Here is a 15,700-nt window from a genome sequence, read left to right on the forward strand (position 1 = left end):
AAATTACTATAAATCTAACTTTAAAATAAATCAATGTAATTCTGGGATTTTTATTCCCGCGTAACAAACTGCCCCCTGCCAATAGCAGAATACCGGCGTTCCCGCCCGCTTACGCGGTCGGTCGGGCTTTTCACCCTTCCGCGCTAACCGCGCTCCATTCTTCCATTCGCTGCGCTCATTCCAGAACTGCTTCGCAGGGGTTACAATCCCTAACGCGGGAGTGTGATTATAGAATGAATTTCCTGAAAATGATAAAGTGGGGTAGGAGATTATATTATGGTCAAAGTTTAAATGGTGAGGAAAAATATAGAAAATTTTGTTAAAAAATAGTAGAATATAGATACTATGTTGGCAAAACCTTTTATTAAATGGGTTGGTGGGAAAAGCCAATTACTTGAAGAAATTAGAGAAAAATATCCTCATAAAATTGAAAAATATTGTGAACCCTTTGTTGGCGGTGGTGCTGTACTTTTTGATATTCTAAGTACTAAGCAGCCAAAAACAATCCTAATAAATGACATTAATAAAGAATTGATTAATACATACTCACAGATAAAGAACAGTTGTGATGGCATGATTTCTCAATTATCAGAAATACAAGCAATTTATAAATTGCATTCACCTGAAGAAAATAAAACCTTCTTTTATGAAAAACGCCAGCGTTATAATGAACTCAAAGTAAATGGAAATGATGCAGACAATCTTGAAAAGGCAGTTCTTTTTATTTTCTTAAATAAAACATGCTTTAATGGTCTTTACCGTGTTAATTCAAAAGGTTTGTTTAATGTTCCTTTTAATAATGCAAAGAATCCTCTTTTATGCGATGAGAGAAATCTTAAAATATGTTCTGAACTTCTCCAAAATGTAGAAATGAGGGTTGGAGATTATAAAGAATGTAAAGATTTTATAGATTCTACAACATTCGTATATATTGATCCTCCATATCGTCCTCTAACTCGAACAGCTGATTTTACATCTTATTCAGAAAATGGCTTTACAGACAAGGAACAGATTGAACTTGGTAACTTTATTACAGAAATATCAAATAAAGGTGCTTTTGTAGTAGCTAGCAATTCAGATCCAAAGAACTCAGATATAAATGATGAGTTCTTTGATAATCTTTATTCAAAGTTCAAAATTGAACGTGTCTCAGCTGCTCGAATGATTAATTCTAATGCTAAGAAGCGTGGCGCAATTAAAGAACTTTTAATTTCAAATATTGCAAGCATTTTCTAGAGGTCTTTATGTCAAAAAGAGAGTTCCATACCTGGCTATCAAATTTTAGATATAGTATAGCTGACTTTAATTATTACATTGATTTCAATAAAGTCTATAATAACGTTGACTCGATAAAGATCGAATTGAATATTTTGAATTCGTTAATTGGTTCAAAGAATATTGAAAGAGATTTTGAAAACTTGATTTCTAAATATCCAGAGATTTTGAAATGTATCCCAATTTTGCTTGCTGTACGCGAATATGAAATTTTTGCAGGTGAAAATGGTGATGTAAAACTTTATACCTTCAACAAGCAGATAAACACTATTGAAGATTACAAACTTTTTATGAAAAAAACAGGACTTTTTGACCTTCTTTCAAATCACATAATCAACAATTTATATGACTATGTAACTGGAGTTGAAACAGGTCTTGATTCAAATGGTCGCAAGAATCGTGGCGGTCATCAGATGGAAGATTTAGTTGAAAGCTATATTCAAAAAGCAGGATTTAAGCGAGATGTAAATTACTTCAAAGAAATGTATGTTTCTGAAGTTTCTAAAAAATGGAATATCGATTTATCAGCAGTTTCAAATCAGGGAAAGATGGAAAAACGATGGGATTTCGTTGTAAAAACTGACAATTGCATTTATCTCATTGAAACTAATTTTTACGGAAGCGGTGGTTCAAAACTTAATGAAACAGCCCGCAGCTATAAAACAATTGCTACAGAAATGAAAAACGTAAAAGGTGCAAAGTTTGTATGGTTTACAGATGGAGCTGGCTGGAAATCAGCCGCAAGAAACCTGGAAGAAACATTCGATGTACTTGATGATATTTACAGCATTAATGATATGCAAAATGGAGTTATGGGAGAAATATTTAAGTAATGTTTTTCTTCTTTTTCAATATGGATATTCAAGATAAAGTTAATGTATTCTTAGATAGTTTATTACCAACAAATCGAACCTATGATTATTTTGTTTGTTGGAATAATGTTTTTCTCCAAGAATTTGATATTGAACTATGCTCAATAAATTCACTAATAAATATAAAAGACGATGCTCTTTTCAGAAATACATTTGATAAATTACTTGATAAAACCCCGAGCGTTATATCAGTTTTCCCTTATTTAATTGCACTTTCGAAAAATGAACGTGATGGTTTATTAAAGAAAGGGGAACCATTAGAAATAATAAAAGATAAAAAAAAGATTGAAGAAACAGATTCTTTTTATTTTGATGAAAAACACTATGAGGATGTTAAAAAATCTAAAGAAAAATATTATGCATTCTTCTGTCAAATGGGATTAAAAACACTATTTCAAAAAAGCATAAAGAATAGTACACATGATTATATAATTGGAGTTCTTGTTGGACTGGATTCAAATGGAAGAAAGAATCGTGGCGGAACTTTTTTTGAACAATTATGTGAGGGACCAATTATAGAGATATGTAACAAATATGGTTTGCGTTTCGTTAAACAAAAAAGTATTAGCATTATTAAAAAATATGGATGCATTGTTCCTGAAGGATACGGAAGAAAGAAAGCAGATTTCATTGTAATTAATGAGTCTATATCTAAGGCTATGAATATTGAAGTAAATTTCTATAATGGAACAGGATCAAAACCAGAAGAGATTATAGATGCATATATTCACCGGGCTAATTCATTTAGAAATTCAGGAAATGCTTTTACATTAATAACAGATGGCGCTTCTTGCTGGAATAATGCAAAGCCACAAATTGAAAGAGGTTTTTCCGAAATTAACAATATTATTAACTATTCTATGCTGCTTCATAATGGTTTGGAAGATATAATTAAACACGAATTACTTTCCTTGAGGTCTTAAAAATTTCTATATTAGCTTACTATCGTTCTGAAAATAAAGATTTTACTCTAGCAAAAGGAAATTGTCTGGAACTTCTTCCAAACGTAAATCATCAGTTTAATATGATTTTTGCAGATCCACCGTATTTTCTTTCAAATGGAGGAATCTCTGTTCAGAGCGGTAAACAGGTCAGCGTAAATAAAGGCGATTGGGATAAATCTCAAGGCTTTGAAAAAGATAACGAATTCAATCGTCACTGGCTAAGTCTTTGTCGAGAAAAGCTCACTGAAAATGGTACTATTTGGATTTCTGGAACATATCACAATATTTTCTCAATTGCTCAAAAGCTCAATGAATTAGGATTTCGTATTTTAAATTGTATAACTTGGGCGAAAACAAATCCACCGCCAAATCTTTCTTGTAAGTTTTTTACTCACTCTACTGAGTTTATCTTATGGGCAAGAAAGAATAAAAAAGTTACTCATTATTATAACTATCAGTTAATGAAAGAAATTAATGGTGGAACTCAAATGCGCGATTTATGGTCGCTTCCGGCAATCGCTAAATGGGAAAAATCTTGTGGAAAACACCCGACTCAAAAACCACTTCCATTACTTGCCCGAATTATTCTTGCCTCTACAAAAGAAAACGATTGGATTTTAGATCCATTCACTGGTAGCAGTACAACAGGAATTGCTGCAAGTTTGTTAAACCGTCGTTTCTTGGGTTTAGATCAGGAAGAAGCATTTTTGGAATTATCAAGAAAACGTAGGGAAGAAATAAATAATATAAAAATACGCTTTGAGTATCGAGAAAAGATAATAAAGTATTCTGATAAGCCATTAACAGGCATCTTAGAACTTCATGAAGATACTCCGTACTATGGTATCGATTTACCTGTGAAGTAGAAAAAATTAGCAAAATTTGTACAATAAAATTTACTTCTGAGCTATGAAATTGGGAGCTGCAGGTGAAACTCTTTATCTTCCTTGCGTTCTGTGGTTCTATTTATACTTAATCCCAAAATAGTTCAAATTGGCTTTCATTGCATCCTGATCGGTAAGACAGGTATCCCGCAAATAGCCCCGTTCGTCTTTCCAGTTCTTAATGCCGCGATAATAATATATTTTGAGTTCTTCTGTAATTATGAATGGAACAATATTATGCTTTAGACATTCCTTAAACATGATTAGGCGACCAACACGTCCATTGCCGTCCTGAAAGGGATGAATGGATTCAAAGCGTACATGAAAATCAAGAATATCATCAAAGGTAATATTTGATTTTGAATTGTATTCTTTCAGAAGAGCTTTAATTGCGGCGGCAACTTCTGCAGGTTTTGTAGTTTCACTTCCACCTACTTCATTTTCAAGTTGTTTATATTCCCCGACCTTAAACCAGGATTTCTGACTGTCGCTTGTTCCGGACTTCAAGATAAAATGCAGCTGCTTGATAAAGCTTTCAGAAAGTTTTGTGTGAGCACCTTCAATTATAAGGTCAATGCAGCGGAAGTGATTTACAGTTTCAATAATGTCATCAACCTTTACGGCTTTGTCTGTAACACCAAGAGTTTTTGTTTCGAAAATATAGCGGGTCTGATCATGAGTAAGTTTGGAGCCTTCAATATGATTGGAATTATATGTAAGGTCAATTTGAATTTTGTGATAAATTCCTCCTTTTAATGCGGAATCTTTTTCACGGCGGAGGCAATCCAATAGTGTTTCTTCTACTGTAGAATGACGGGGCTTTCGTTTAGGTTTTTGTGCAGTAGCTGGAATCTTCCAGGTTTTACCTTCCAGAAGAGCTCCTTCAACCCTGCCTTGAGAACAATAGTTTCGGACACTGCGTTCGCTAATTTGCCAGTTTTGAGCAGCATCTTCTACAGAGATATACATAATCTTACTCATTGGAAAGATTATATCACATTATCGGCAAAATATAAAGGAAAACTGTCCGTGAAAACTGTATTATATTTTGCCGATAGTTTTTTAAGGATGGGAAAACTTCCCTCTGCCTTGTAAACATCCCCACATCTCTTTATAATAACATACTTGCACAATAGGCAGACTTTTAGAACAGGAAGTGTTATGAACAAATATCAGTTTGCACGGACCCGGCTTACTTTTGGAAAAGAGAATATGGAAAAACTCTACAATGCGCGGGTCATCGTTTTTGGCATTGGCGGAGTGGGCAGCTATGTTGTTGAGGCTCTGGTGCGTTCTGGGATTGGCGCGATTGATATTGTTGATGACGATAAAATCTGTCTGACGAATCTTAACCGCCAGCTTTATGCGTTGCGCTCGACAATCGGAAAGGACAAGGTTGATGTTGCCGAGGAGCGCATTCACGACATCAATCCGGACTGCAAGGTCACTAAATGGAAGACTTTTTTCATGCCCGACACGGCCGACCTCTTTGATTTTTCTCAGTACGATTATATTGTCGATTGCATTGATACTGTGACCGGTAAGCTTGAAATCATCACTCGTGCAAAGGCACTTAAAAAGCCGGTTATCAGCTGCATGGGGGCGGGAAATAAGGTTGACCCGACTAAGCTCAAGGTTGCTGACATCACGCGCACTTCTGTTTGTCCTCTTGCCCGCGTTATGCGCAATGAATTGAAGAAACGACGTATCAAAAGACTGAAGGTTGTGTTCTCAACTGAAAAAGTTATTCCGCCACATGATGAAGATCTTGATGTAAGTTGTAAGGTGAACTGTATTTGTCCACCGGGAACAAAACGCACCTGTACTGTCAGAAATCAGGTTCCCGGCAGCAATGCCTTTGTTCCTTCTGCTGCAGGAATGATTATTGCGGCAGAGGTTGTAAAAGACCTTACTCAGTTCCATGTGACGGATTTGTTTAAGGAATAGAGTCTATTCAGCCCAGATTACGCGTCCGTCTTTGCGTGGGGCTGGTTTTGGAAGCTCGCCGTCAATGTAGCCGATTGCCATGTTGGCGATTCCTTCCAGTTCGCCTTCGATTCCAAGTGATTTCAGGATTTCTTTTCCTTCATCGCTTTCGAATTCTTCTTTTGCGCGGTGAATCCAGATGCTTCCGAGTCCGAGTGAGTGAGCAGCCAGCATGAGGTTTCCCATTACGAGAGAGCCGTCATAGACATATGTACGGCAATCTTTTTCGGCGAGTACGATAAGAACGGCCGGAGCTCCGTAGAAGGGATCAAAGCCTTCGTTCCAGCCGCCAATTTTTCGGTTCATTTCGCTGAGTTTGTCGCGAAGTTCCTTGTTTGTTACGACGAGGATTTTTGCAGCCTGTTTCCCCATGCCGCTTGCAGCATAGATTCCGGCCTCAACAATCTGCTCGAGGTCTGCTTTTGATGGAAGTTCGCTCTTGAATTTGCGGATACTTCTTCTTTCCTTCATTGCTTTAATGATTTCGTTCATATTTTACTCCTTGCATTTTAAATGTATACAGTTTAGCACTTTCCGCAGTATTCGTAGCCGGCACGCCCAAAGCATTAATTGGTTCTGCCCTGCCAGCGTTTGAATGCCGGAGCTGCTTTTTCCAATACCGCAGTTGAAACCAAAAATTCATTGTCTGTTTGCGTAAAAGGAATTTGTGCCGGGTTGCAGCCGTAAGAACTTTTGCCAACATCGTTCATGGTAAACTGATTCCCGCAGTTCTGGCAGACGAGTTTTCTTCCCTGCTGTACGAAAAATGCCTTTGGAGAAGGATTGCAGCTCTGGCATGTGTTGAAAGAAAGACGGTAGTTTCCGTCATCGGCAATTACAGCAATCAGCTGAACGGTGATGCCGCCAGCCTTGTAATTTACAAAAGCGGCATCTTTTGAAAGGTCTGATTTTTTAATTGAAATCATTCCGTTTTCGGCTTGTGGATTCAGGAAGAGAGGTGTTTTTGCACTTGCCAAAGCGGTCGAGAGAACAAATACTGCAAATACAGTTGAAAAAAATCTTTTCATATTAATTATTAATCCTCGTAAACATAGATTTTATTTTTGAGCATATACATCCAGCAGCTGTAAATGTAGGTGCCCTTTTTTTGCGGAAGGAAATTGATATTATTTCTTCCCGCGGTTAATGTCGTGTCAAAATTGAAATCCCTGCTGATGACGCGGTTGTTGCAGCCTGTGATATAGTCTTCTTCCGCGTTTATCACAAACTCAACAGGAATGCCCTTTTTTACGGCAAAGTTTTCATATCCGTCATAGGAAAGCTGAATCTCTATTTTCTGCGATTTGCCGTCTTCGCTTATCTCTGCGACTTTCCAGTTTTTAAGCTGGTGAGCTGAACTTTGAGACACAAAGCCAAGTCCGGTAAGCCCCCTCAAAGTCATTGCAAAGCCCAAAAGAATTACGAATGCGGCAAGAATCTTTTGAAAGAAAATCCGTTTTCTTGCAAAAAGATTCTGGAACATTGCAAGACCTGCCATCATGGGAAGAGTTCCAAAACCGAACATCAGCATTGAAAGCGCCCCCTGCACAAAGCTTGCCGTAGAGACCGCATAGAGCTGCATTGTGACAAGCGGAGTGCAAGGCATAAAGCCGTTCAGAAATCCCGCAGCAAATGCGCTTGATGTCCTGAGTTTTTGGAATCCGTGCGGCAAGTGCTTGAGCGGTATAGAAAATATTCCTGCCATTGAAAGACCGAATGCAAGCATGAAGAAGCTGAGTAAAAGCACCAGAAAGCCCAAAACGGTCTGGTTTACGGCAAGAGTTTTTCCCAGGGCACCTGCAATTCCTCCGACAAGAGTGTAGCAGAGCAAACGGCCTGTGTTGTATAAAAGGGAAGTCCTTCCGCTTTTTGACACGGCGATGTTTATTGCTCCGCACATTCCAATGCAGTGAAAGCTTGTCAGAAACCCTGCAATAAAAAGTGCCGGGAGCGATGCTTTACTGTCTATCACAGGAATTACGTTCAGAATGTCGTAGCCTATGAGTTTTTTGAGAAGAAAGCGAAGTGCAAGAATTACAAATGCGATGGACAGGATTTCAAGAATTTGAAAAGCCTTCCACTTGTTGAAGTTTTGAAAAATCCATGCTTCCTTTGTTTGGTAGCCGGCTTTTTCAACAGCCTGAACTATGGCAGATTCATTCAGCACCGAAGATTTTATTTTTGCAATATTGCCCGAAATTTTTACGGCGGCGTCTGAGTCTGCCTTTTTTATGAAAGAAGAAATTGTCCTTCTGCAGTGGTCGCAGTAAATTCCTTCAATCTTTGCATAGTAAGTCTTGTTCATGCGTCTTTCTTCTGTTTTATTTAGCACTTTCCGCAGTATTCGTAGCCGGCTTCAGTTACGGCGGCCTTGATTGCCTCTTCGCTGACTTCTTTTGAAGTTTCGATTATTACGGTGCTGCTTTCGTGTGAAGCTGTTGCGCCTGTAATTCCGTCGATTGCTTCAAGAGCCTTTTTAACGTGCATTTCGCAATGACCGCACATCATGCCTTTTACAGAAATTTTCATAGATTTGTTCTCCTCGAGTGTGTTTTCGGACTCTTCTGCAAGTTCCGCAACCGCCTCGTTTTTTATAAGATTTCCCTTTACGGGATTTTTCACTGATTTATCTTTCTTGGCTTCGAATGGCTTTACGAAGTTGAGCCTCAATGCGTTTGTCACAACGCAGAAGCTTGAAAGTCCCATTGCGGCCGCTCCGAACATGGGGTTTAAGCTCCAGCCGAATGCCGCAACATAACATCCTGCCGCCAGAGGGATTCCGATTACATTGTAGAAGAATGCCCAGAAGAGGTTTTCGTGGATGTTGCGCAGTGTTGCCCGGCTGATTCTGATTGCGGCGGCTACATCGAGCAGGCTGTTTTTCATTAGGACTACATCTGCCGCGTCGATTGCAACGTCTGTTCCGGCTCCGATTGCAATTCCTAAATCTGCGGATGTGAGGGCAGGGGCGTCGTTGATTCCGTCTCCGACCATCATTACTTTTCCGCTCTTTTTGAGGCGGCGGATTACTTCTTCCTTTCCGTCAGGCTTTACCGAAGCGATTACTTCATCTACTCCTGCCTGCCTTCCGATTGTGCGGGCGGTCGTTTCGTTGTCGCCAGTGAGCATTACGACATGGAGCCCCATTTTTTTAAGCTGGGCGATGGCAGTCGGGGAATCTTCCTTGATTGTGTCTGCCACCGCGATGATTCCGAGAAACTTGTTTTCTTTTGCAAAAAGAACCGGCGTTTTTCCCTGTGAGGAAAGTTCGTCAAGATTCTTTTTCATAGAAGAAATGTCGGCTTGTGCATTTTCTTCTATATATATGGCATTTCCACCGTAAATTTCTTCGCCATTGATTCGGGCTTTCAGTCCACGACCGGAAACTATTTCAAAATCACTTGTGTCAGAAAGGCTTGCAGATTTTTCTTTTCCGTACTCAACAATCGCCTTTGAAATCGGATGCTCGCTTTTTGCTTCGAGGGAAGATGCAAGGGAAATCAATTCCGCTTCTTCAACGCCTTTAGCCGGAAGAATGTCCGTTACTTTCATGGCGCCGCTTGTGATTGTTCCTGTTTTATCGAGGGCAACAATCTGGATTCGGCCAGCTTCTTCAAGTGAAGCCGAGGTTTTGAAAAGGATTCCTGACTTGGCGCCGATTCCGTTTCCGACCATGATTGCGACCGGGGTTGCAAGACCGAGCGCGCACGGGCAGCTGATTACAAGAACTGAAACCGCGCGGGCAATTGCATAGCCGAAAGACTGTCCTGCCAAAAGCCATGCCGCAAAAGTCACGACGGCAATCGCAATCACCACCGGGACGAATACGCCCGAAACTTTGTCGGCTATTTTTGCAATCGGAGCCTTGGTTGCGGCCGCATCGCTTACCATGCGGATGATTTCAGAAAGGGTAGTGTCTTCACCAACACGGGTCGCACGGCAGACCATGTAGCCTGATGTGTTGATTGTAGCAGAAGTCACCTTGTCTCCGGGGACCTTTTCAACAGGAATACTTTCGCCTGTGAGGGCAGCTTCGTTTACCGCGCTCTGACCTTCGCTTACAATTCCGTCTACAGGAATCTTATCGCCTGGGCGCACGACGAACAAATCGCCGGCTTTGACTTCTTCAATGGAAACTGTCTTTTCTTTGCCGTCGACAAGAATAACCGCAGTTTCTGGTGCAAGCTTCATCAGGGCTTTAAGGGCGTTTGTCGTTTTTCCCTTGGACTTTGCCTCAAGCATCTTTCCCACGGTAATCAAAGTGAGAATCGTTGCGGCGGACTCAAAATAGAACTGATTCATGTAGTACATGATCTGCTTTTCATCAGAACGGACGACTGCTCCTGTCATTGCAAAAAGGGCAAAGACGCTGTATCCGAAAGCCGCCGTGGCTCCAAGGGCAATGAGGCTGTCCATGTTGGGAGAGCGGTGAACAAGTCCCTTAAATCCGCTGACGAAGAATTTCTGATTTATAACCATGACGAGGGCTGAAATCAAAAGCTCATACAATCCCATCGCAACATGATTTCCGTCCAGGAAAGGCGGGAGAGGCCAGTTCCACAGCATGTGCCCCATCGAAACATACATGAGCGGAACTAAAAGAATCACCGATGCAATGAGCCGCCTTTTCATCTTGGGAGTTTCGGTGTCTTTGAGCGAATCAGAATAGTCGGGCTGTGCAGATTTTTTGCCGTTCTGCTTAAGGCTTGCACCGTAGCCCGCCGCCTCGACTGCCTTTATAATTTCTTCGGAAGATGCAGAGCCTTCCACTCCCATTGAATTTGTGAGAAGGCTTACAGCACAGCTTTTTACGCCTTCAACTGCGCTCACGGCCTTTTCAACGCGGGTCTGGCAGGCGGCACAGCTCATTCCAGTTACATTAAATTGTTCCATTCCAGCTCCTTACTTCATCAGTTTTTGCAGAGTCGTTACGAGTTCATCGATAACTTCATCGTTTCCTGAGCGGATGTTTTCGGCAACGCAGGTTTTGACGTGGTTTCCGAGAAGAACCTTGTTGAAGCTGTTGAGGGCGCATGAAATTGCCGAAACCTGCATGAGAATGTCAGTGCAGTAAGCGCCGCTTTCGAGCATTCCTTCAACACCGCGCACCTGACCTTCAATCCGCTTGAGCCGGTTCATCAGGTCCTTTTTTTCGCTGTCTTCGCGGTCTTTATGTTTGCCTGAACAGTACGGGCATTCGCCGGTTGATTCTTCATTTATTTCTGTGTTGCAGCAATCGTGAGCCATAATTCCTCCGTAGCATACCCCTTGGGGGTATCAATTGACAGGAGTATATACCCTCTGGGGGTATATGTCAATAGGCTGCTAACTAATACGCCCCTTTCCTTTCCGAGCCGGAAGACCATGTACCGGATAAACCTTGTATTTTGTCATGATTCGAGTGATAATGGGGCATATAATATGGAAAGTTTTGTTAATAAAAATTCTTGCTCGATAAAAGAAATCTCTGACTTCAATATTGGCCACCAGAGTGACTTTGACGCTAAAACTGGTCTTACTGTGATTTATTTTCCAAAGGGAGCTCTTGCCGGCTGTGACATCAGCGGGGGAGGACCTGCTTCCCGGGAAACTCCGCTTACCCTTCCTTTGACGGCGGAAAATCGAATCAATGCTATTGTGCTGGGCGGCGGTTCTGCGTATGGACTTGCGGCTTCCGATGGTGTAATGAAATGCCTTGAAGAAAAGAAAATCGGCTATGATACAGGATTTTCTCTTGTGCCTCTTGTCTGCCAGTCTGATATTTTTGACTTGAATTACGGAAAACCTGATGTCCGGCCGGATGCAAAAATGGGCTATGAGGCCTGCCTTTCAGCGCTTAAGGAAACGAGCGACTTGCAGGGGAATGTCGGCTGTGGAATCGGGGCTACGGTAGGAAAAATCCGGGGAACGGCCAGGGGCGACAAATCAGGATTTGGAATTCATGCGATAAAGACTGGCGGGCTTTTTATTGCGGTGGCGGTCTGCGTAAATGCTTTGGGAGATATTTATTCGCCACAGGGAAAGAAAATCGCCGGCTTACATTCGCTTGACCGGAAAAATTATGAGGACTGCCTTGAAGCCCTCTGTGAAAATCTGACTCCGCGCGACATGTTTACTGGAAACACGACAATCGGAGCCGTAATCACAAATGCTGAATTTTCAAAGGCTGAGCTGACAAAAATTGCTTCGATGACGCGAACTGCCTATTCACGCTGCATCCGTCCGGTCGCAACAATGGCGGACGGTGACACGATTTACGCGGCAAGCACAGGTACGATCAAGGCTGATATAAATGCCGTCGGAAGTCTTGCGGCAGAAGTAATGGCTCAGGCAATAGAAAATGCCATTGTAAACTCAAAAATCAGCGATGAAGAATTCTTGAAATTCTGTCGTTAGGCGGGCATGGCAGCAATGAAAAGTAAAAGTCCGACTCAGGTTCCTGGCGCACGCTATCATCTTCCCGGTCTCTTTGAATTTTACGAACTCTACAAGGTCTTTCTTCCTTTGTGGCGCAATCACCGCGACTGGTTTTACGAATGGTGTGACATCGCCTCGATTTATGGAGCGCCCATGGACTGTCTGTGGGGCGGGGGCAGGGCAGGATTTGGAGAAGCTGATGCAAAGAACGTCCTTTCTCTTATGAATGAATACGGAATTTCCGCCCGGCTGACCTTCAGCAATTCTCTTTTGCAGGAAGAGCATCTGGCAGACAAAAAGTGCAATGAACTTTGCCGGCTTTTTTCGGGAGCCAAGGAAAAGAGCGGGGTAATCCTTCATTCAGATTTGCTGCTCACTTATTTAAAAGCGAAATTCCCGGAATTTTATCTTGTTTCTTCTACGACTAAGGTGCTTACAAATTTCGACGACTTTGAAAGGGAACTGAATCGGCCGGAATTCGAATATGTAGTGCCTGATTTCCGCCTCAATAAATCTTTTGAAAGGCTTTCTGCTCTCAACCAGAGTCAAAAAGATAAGGTAGAATTCCTCTGTAACGAGTGCTGTAATTTCGGCTGCAAGGAACGAAAGGCCTGCTATGAAAATGTCAGCCGAAAAAATCTCGGTCAGGATGTTGCGGACCACAAGTGCGCTTCAGCGGATGCGGCCGGAGGCTACCGATTTTCCCTTGCCATGAAAAATCCGGGCTTTATCGGCATTCAGGATATTCAAAAGACATATCTTCCGATGGGATTTTCCAACTTCAAGATTGAAGGTCGCGGGCTTGGTTCTGCCATAGTGTTAGAGTTTCTTCTATATTATATGACGAAGCCGGATCATCAGCTTGAAGTCCGCGAGGCGATTTATCTGGATTCAATGCTGGATTTGTTTTAGGGGCAAGCATGGAAATTACTTACATCATTCAAAAATCCAGGCGGCGGTCAATTTCAGTCAGTCTTCTTGGTGAAAACCGGGTTCTCGTTAAGGCTCCATATGGAATCAGTGAAGGCAAGGTGCAGGAATTTCTTCTTTCAAAAAAGGACTGGATTAAAAAGCATCTGGAAAAACAGAATCAGGAAGAGGAAAAAGCGGCCTCTCTAGGTCTTCTTTCTGCTGATGAAATAAAGGAAATTAGAAAAAAGGCACGGAAGATAATTCCTGAGAGGGTAGACTTCTGGGCGAAAAAGATTGGAGTCACTTACGGAAAAATTGCCATAAGGCTGCAAAGTTCCCGCTGGGGAAGCTGCTCGTCAAAGGGAAATCTGAATTTTAACTGCCTGCTTGTCATTATGCCGGAAGAAATTCTGGACAGTGTCGTCGTTCATGAACTCTGTCACCGCCGTCACATGAATCACTCGAAAGAATTTTACGCTGAAATCGAACGTGTCTTTCCTGATTACAAAAGATGCGACAAGTGGCTGAAAGAGAACGGGGGAGTTTATTTGAAGCGGGTATCATGTTAAAATAGAAGAAAGTAAAATTTTTATTGATAGGGCAGAATGATGATTCAGATTTTTGGAACTTTGAAAAGCTTTGATGTAAAGACAGCTCAGAGATGGTTTGCAGAGCGCCGGATTCCGGTTCAGTTTGTGGACTTAAAAGAAAAGGAAATGAGCCGGGGTGAGTTCGACAGCGTTTTGGATTCGCTTGCCCGCACGCTCGGAAGCAGGGCCGACGCCATCGAAGAAATGACTGACAAAAAATCAAAGGATTACGCGAGCATTGCTTATCTTGATGACAGCGAAAAAGCCGATAAACTCTTTGAAAATCAGCTCAAACTGATGAAGCAGCCGGTCTGCCGGAACGGAAAGAATGCGGCAACAGTCGGTCTCGCCCAGAAAACCTGGGAAGGCTGGAAGTAAGGGGCGAGACGATTACAATCCTCATAGCCGCATATTAAAATCCGATTTTCCTGCTTTTAGACTGATTTCCGGAATCAAACAAACGGCGCATTTCATTCGCTGCTTTTTCCGGCAGTCTGAAAGAAGCAAAGGAATTTTTTATGGATTTTACTGCGATTCTTGTTAACACGGCAGGAACTTCCCTGGGATGCCCATGACTGCACTCGAAAATCAGTTTTCTGGTTTTCTTAGGTATCACAGGGGGCACGGCATTGACGCAAATCTTATTTTTATCAATCCATTCCCTGTATTGATTGTCCAATACTATAGTTTCTATTTCTTCCTCTGTATAATCACGGACAAAAATCTTTATCGGGAAGCGGCTCAATACATGCTCTGGAATCCCGGAAATATCATTGGCAATGGCAATATAATTTATGTTGGAAGCATCTACCTCGACCTTAAAAAAATTGTCAGAAAAGTATTTGGCATTATTCTTTTCAAGCAAGATCGAAAATGTTCCTGAAAAATCAGAAGCCAGTCCGCTCGAATAGCTGACCTTGTCAATTTCATCCAGAATAACCAGAGGATTTGCAATCGGAGCATCATCCTTTTTAAACATTGAGCGCAAGATATCACCGCAATCACTTTTATCATAACCTTTATCATCGCCCATCAAAGTAAAATTTACGGATCCATTTCCAAGACTTATCCGGTAGAAATTTTTATATATTTCGCAAATTCTGTTAACAAAGGACGATTTTCCGCAGGAAGGTTTTCCGACGATAAGGATATTATCCATTCGTATTACCCTGTCAGTCCTGATGCCTAGAAGTTCTTTTGGCGGAATGAAGATGTCTGAATATTCCTTAAAATTCGGGTACATGTCAAAGATTTTCTGCATCCCGTCAATATATTCCTCAGTATATTCCTTATATTCAGGGGAGCCGGAAAGTGCATCATGAATTTTCTGTATTTTTAAATCATTTTCTTTTTTCTCATCCAGAGAGGGATATAAACGCCTGAACTTTTCTTCATCAAACAAAGGAGGCTCTTTATTCTGCTCTTTTGTAAGTTCTCCCAGGTGATTCAGGTATTCCAAATTGTCAAATTCATCAGACTCGTCCAAATCAGATGACGCTTCCTCTTCTTCTGCTTCTTCCTGCATATATAATTCACTGTAATTATCCAGGACTTTTGCAAGTGTCATAATAAGAGAGCGATAATCCAGTTCTTCAGTAAATCCATCCTCTCTGTGAAAATCAAAAACTTGCTTTCCCAGAGATATTGCTGCATGAATAGCGCGGCCTGGAGCATCTTCATCTTCATTTTTTAAAGTCTCAATGTCAATTTTATAATCAATATAAGCTCCGGTATTATATTTAATTGTTATCAAACAGTAATCATCCTGAAATTCCTTAACCTCAACAGTATCAAGCATAAAAGGCCTCCTTCTTTATTTT

General features: G+C 41.3%; 16 protein-coding genes. 9 read left to right on the plus strand and 7 right to left on the minus strand.

Translation table 11 applies throughout. The annotated features are described in order from the left end of the window. The first annotated feature begins 345 nt into the window (after nucleotides 1–345). The 4 genes from HNP76_RS10650 (at nucleotide 346) to HNP76_RS10665 (ending at nucleotide 3,957) form a co-directional block, all read left to right on the plus strand. Nucleotides 346–1,236, plus strand: coding sequence for a DNA adenine methylase (locus HNP76_RS10650; RefSeq protein WP_184660309.1), 891 nt, complete (start codon nucleotides 346–348; stop codon nucleotides 1,234–1,236). A gap of 8 nt (nucleotides 1,237–1,244) precedes the next feature. Continuing rightward, nucleotides 1,245–2,108: a type II restriction endonuclease gene (locus HNP76_RS10655; RefSeq protein WP_184660311.1), complete on the plus strand. Its 864-nt coding sequence runs from the start codon at nucleotides 1,245–1,247 to the stop codon at nucleotides 2,106–2,108. 20 nt (nucleotides 2,109–2,128) lie between these two features. Next, nucleotides 2,129–3,070 (plus strand): DpnII family type II restriction endonuclease, encoded by a 942-nt coding sequence (locus HNP76_RS10660; RefSeq protein ID WP_184660313.1) that lies wholly within the window; start codon nucleotides 2,129–2,131, stop codon nucleotides 3,068–3,070. Nucleotides 3,071–3,171: 101 nt separating this feature from the next. After that, the gene (locus HNP76_RS10665) at nucleotides 3,172–3,957 is read left to right on the plus strand and encodes a DNA-methyltransferase (protein WP_246462723.1); all 786 of its coding nucleotides are present in this window, start codon (nucleotides 3,172–3,174) and stop codon (nucleotides 3,955–3,957) included. Between the two features lie 96 nt (nucleotides 3,958–4,053). On the opposite strand, the gene HNP76_RS10670 is transcribed toward HNP76_RS10665, so the two are convergent. Continuing rightward, nucleotides 4,054–4,956: a Fic family protein gene (locus HNP76_RS10670; protein WP_206173272.1), complete on the minus strand. Its 903-nt coding sequence runs from the start codon at nucleotides 4,954–4,956 to the stop codon at nucleotides 4,054–4,056. 180 nt (nucleotides 4,957–5,136) lie between these two features. Here HNP76_RS10670 and HNP76_RS10675 point away from each other — a divergent pair, with 180 nt between their 5' ends. Continuing rightward, nucleotides 5,137–5,922 carry a tRNA threonylcarbamoyladenosine dehydratase gene (locus tag HNP76_RS10675; protein WP_184660316.1) on the plus strand — a complete coding sequence of 262 codons (786 nt, stop codon included), beginning with the start codon at nucleotides 5,137–5,139 and terminating at the stop codon, nucleotides 5,920–5,922. A 3-nt stretch (nucleotides 5,923–5,925) separates the two neighbouring features. Here the strand turns inward: HNP76_RS10675 and HNP76_RS10680 are convergent, their stop codons facing one another. The 5 genes from HNP76_RS10680 to HNP76_RS10700 all read right to left on the minus strand — a co-directional run bounded on the left by HNP76_RS10680 (nucleotide 5,926) and on the right by HNP76_RS10700 (nucleotide 11,208). Further along, nucleotides 5,926–6,453 (minus strand): nitroreductase family protein, encoded by a 528-nt coding sequence (locus HNP76_RS10680; RefSeq protein WP_184660318.1) that lies wholly within the window; start codon nucleotides 6,451–6,453, stop codon nucleotides 5,926–5,928. A 74-nt stretch (nucleotides 6,454–6,527) separates the two neighbouring features. Further along, a complete protein-coding gene (locus tag HNP76_RS10685) occupies nucleotides 6,528–6,989 on the minus strand; it encodes a Fe-S-containing protein (protein WP_184660320.1) in 462 nt (153 codons plus the stop codon). A gap of 8 nt (nucleotides 6,990–6,997) precedes the next feature. Further along, entirely contained in the window at nucleotides 6,998–8,266 is a 1,269-nt protein-coding gene (locus HNP76_RS10690; RefSeq protein ID WP_184660321.1) for an urease accessory protein UreH domain-containing protein, read from the minus strand. Nucleotides 8,267–8,286: 20 nt separating this feature from the next. Continuing rightward, nucleotides 8,287–10,854, minus strand: a complete 2,568-nt coding sequence (locus tag HNP76_RS10695) for a heavy metal translocating P-type ATPase (protein WP_184660323.1) — start codon at nucleotides 10,852–10,854, stop codon at nucleotides 8,287–8,289. A gap of 9 nt (nucleotides 10,855–10,863) precedes the next feature. Then, nucleotides 10,864–11,208: a metal-sensing transcriptional repressor gene (locus HNP76_RS10700; RefSeq protein ID WP_184660325.1), complete on the minus strand. Its 345-nt coding sequence runs from the start codon at nucleotides 11,206–11,208 to the stop codon at nucleotides 10,864–10,866. Between the two features lie 174 nt (nucleotides 11,209–11,382). Between HNP76_RS10700 and HNP76_RS10705 the strand changes: the two genes are divergently transcribed. From HNP76_RS10705 to HNP76_RS10720, 4 genes are read left to right on the plus strand one after another with little or no spacing between them, the layout of a single operon-like run. Continuing rightward, entirely contained in the window at nucleotides 11,383–12,357 is a 975-nt protein-coding gene (locus HNP76_RS10705) for a P1 family peptidase (RefSeq protein ID WP_184660327.1), read from the plus strand. A gap of 6 nt (nucleotides 12,358–12,363) precedes the next feature. Next, nucleotides 12,364–13,290, plus strand: coding sequence for a hypothetical protein (locus HNP76_RS10710; RefSeq protein ID WP_246462722.1), 927 nt, complete (start codon nucleotides 12,364–12,366; stop codon nucleotides 13,288–13,290). Between the two features lie 8 nt (nucleotides 13,291–13,298). Continuing rightward, nucleotides 13,299–13,859 carry a M48 family metallopeptidase gene (locus HNP76_RS10715; RefSeq protein ID WP_184660328.1) on the plus strand — a complete coding sequence of 187 codons (561 nt, stop codon included), beginning with the start codon at nucleotides 13,299–13,301 and terminating at the stop codon, nucleotides 13,857–13,859. 39 nt (nucleotides 13,860–13,898) lie between these two features. Then, the gene (locus HNP76_RS10720) at nucleotides 13,899–14,258 is read left to right on the plus strand and encodes an arsenate reductase family protein (protein ID WP_206173291.1); all 360 of its coding nucleotides are present in this window, start codon (nucleotides 13,899–13,901) and stop codon (nucleotides 14,256–14,258) included. Between the two features lie 34 nt (nucleotides 14,259–14,292). On the opposite strand, the gene HNP76_RS10725 is transcribed toward HNP76_RS10720, so the two are convergent. Next, entirely contained in the window at nucleotides 14,293–15,678 is a 1,386-nt protein-coding gene (locus HNP76_RS10725; protein ID WP_184660332.1) for an AAA family ATPase, read from the minus strand. Between the last annotated feature and the right edge of the window lie 22 nt (nucleotides 15,679–15,700).

The organism is Treponema ruminis (assembly GCF_014201975.1).
Taxonomy (GTDB): domain Bacteria; phylum Spirochaetota; class Spirochaetia; order Treponematales; family Treponemataceae; genus Treponema_D; species Treponema_D ruminis.

Bases quoted from the DNA above. Each gene is read 5' to 3' on its own strand.
- HNP76_RS10650 (WP_184660309.1), top strand. From the start codon at position 346: ATGTTGGCAAAACCTTTTATTAAATGGGTTGGTGGGAAAAGCCAATTA.
- HNP76_RS10655 (WP_184660311.1), top strand. From the start codon at position 1,245: ATGTCAAAAAGAGAGTTCCATACCTGGCTATCAAATTTTAGATATAGT.
- HNP76_RS10660 (WP_184660313.1), top strand. From the start codon at position 2,129: ATGGATATTCAAGATAAAGTTAATGTATTCTTAGATAGTTTATTACCA.
- HNP76_RS10665 (WP_246462723.1), top strand. From the start codon at position 3,172: ATGATTTTTGCAGATCCACCGTATTTTCTTTCAAATGGAGGAATCTCT.
- HNP76_RS10670 (WP_206173272.1), bottom strand. From the start codon at position 4,956: ATGAGTAAGATTATGTATATCTCTGTAGAAGATGCTGCTCAAAACTGG.
- HNP76_RS10675 (WP_184660316.1), top strand. From the start codon at position 5,137: ATGAACAAATATCAGTTTGCACGGACCCGGCTTACTTTTGGAAAAGAG.
- HNP76_RS10680 (WP_184660318.1), bottom strand. From the start codon at position 6,453: ATGAACGAAATCATTAAAGCAATGAAGGAAAGAAGAAGTATCCGCAAA.
- HNP76_RS10685 (WP_184660320.1), bottom strand. From the start codon at position 6,989: ATGAAAAGATTTTTTTCAACTGTATTTGCAGTATTTGTTCTCTCGACC.
- HNP76_RS10690 (WP_184660321.1), bottom strand. From the start codon at position 8,266: ATGAACAAGACTTACTATGCAAAGATTGAAGGAATTTACTGCGACCAC.
- HNP76_RS10695 (WP_184660323.1), bottom strand. From the start codon at position 10,854: ATGGAACAATTTAATGTAACTGGAATGAGCTGTGCCGCCTGCCAGACC.
- HNP76_RS10700 (WP_184660325.1), bottom strand. From the start codon at position 11,208: ATGGCTCACGATTGCTGCAACACAGAAATAAATGAAGAATCAACCGGC.
- HNP76_RS10705 (WP_184660327.1), top strand. From the start codon at position 11,383: ATGGAAAGTTTTGTTAATAAAAATTCTTGCTCGATAAAAGAAATCTCT.
- HNP76_RS10710 (WP_246462722.1), top strand. From the start codon at position 12,364: ATGGCAGCAATGAAAAGTAAAAGTCCGACTCAGGTTCCTGGCGCACGC.
- HNP76_RS10715 (WP_184660328.1), top strand. From the start codon at position 13,299: ATGGAAATTACTTACATCATTCAAAAATCCAGGCGGCGGTCAATTTCA.
- HNP76_RS10720 (WP_206173291.1), top strand. From the start codon at position 13,899: ATGATTCAGATTTTTGGAACTTTGAAAAGCTTTGATGTAAAGACAGCT.
- HNP76_RS10725 (WP_184660332.1), bottom strand. From the start codon at position 15,678: ATGCTTGATACTGTTGAGGTTAAGGAATTTCAGGATGATTACTGTTTG.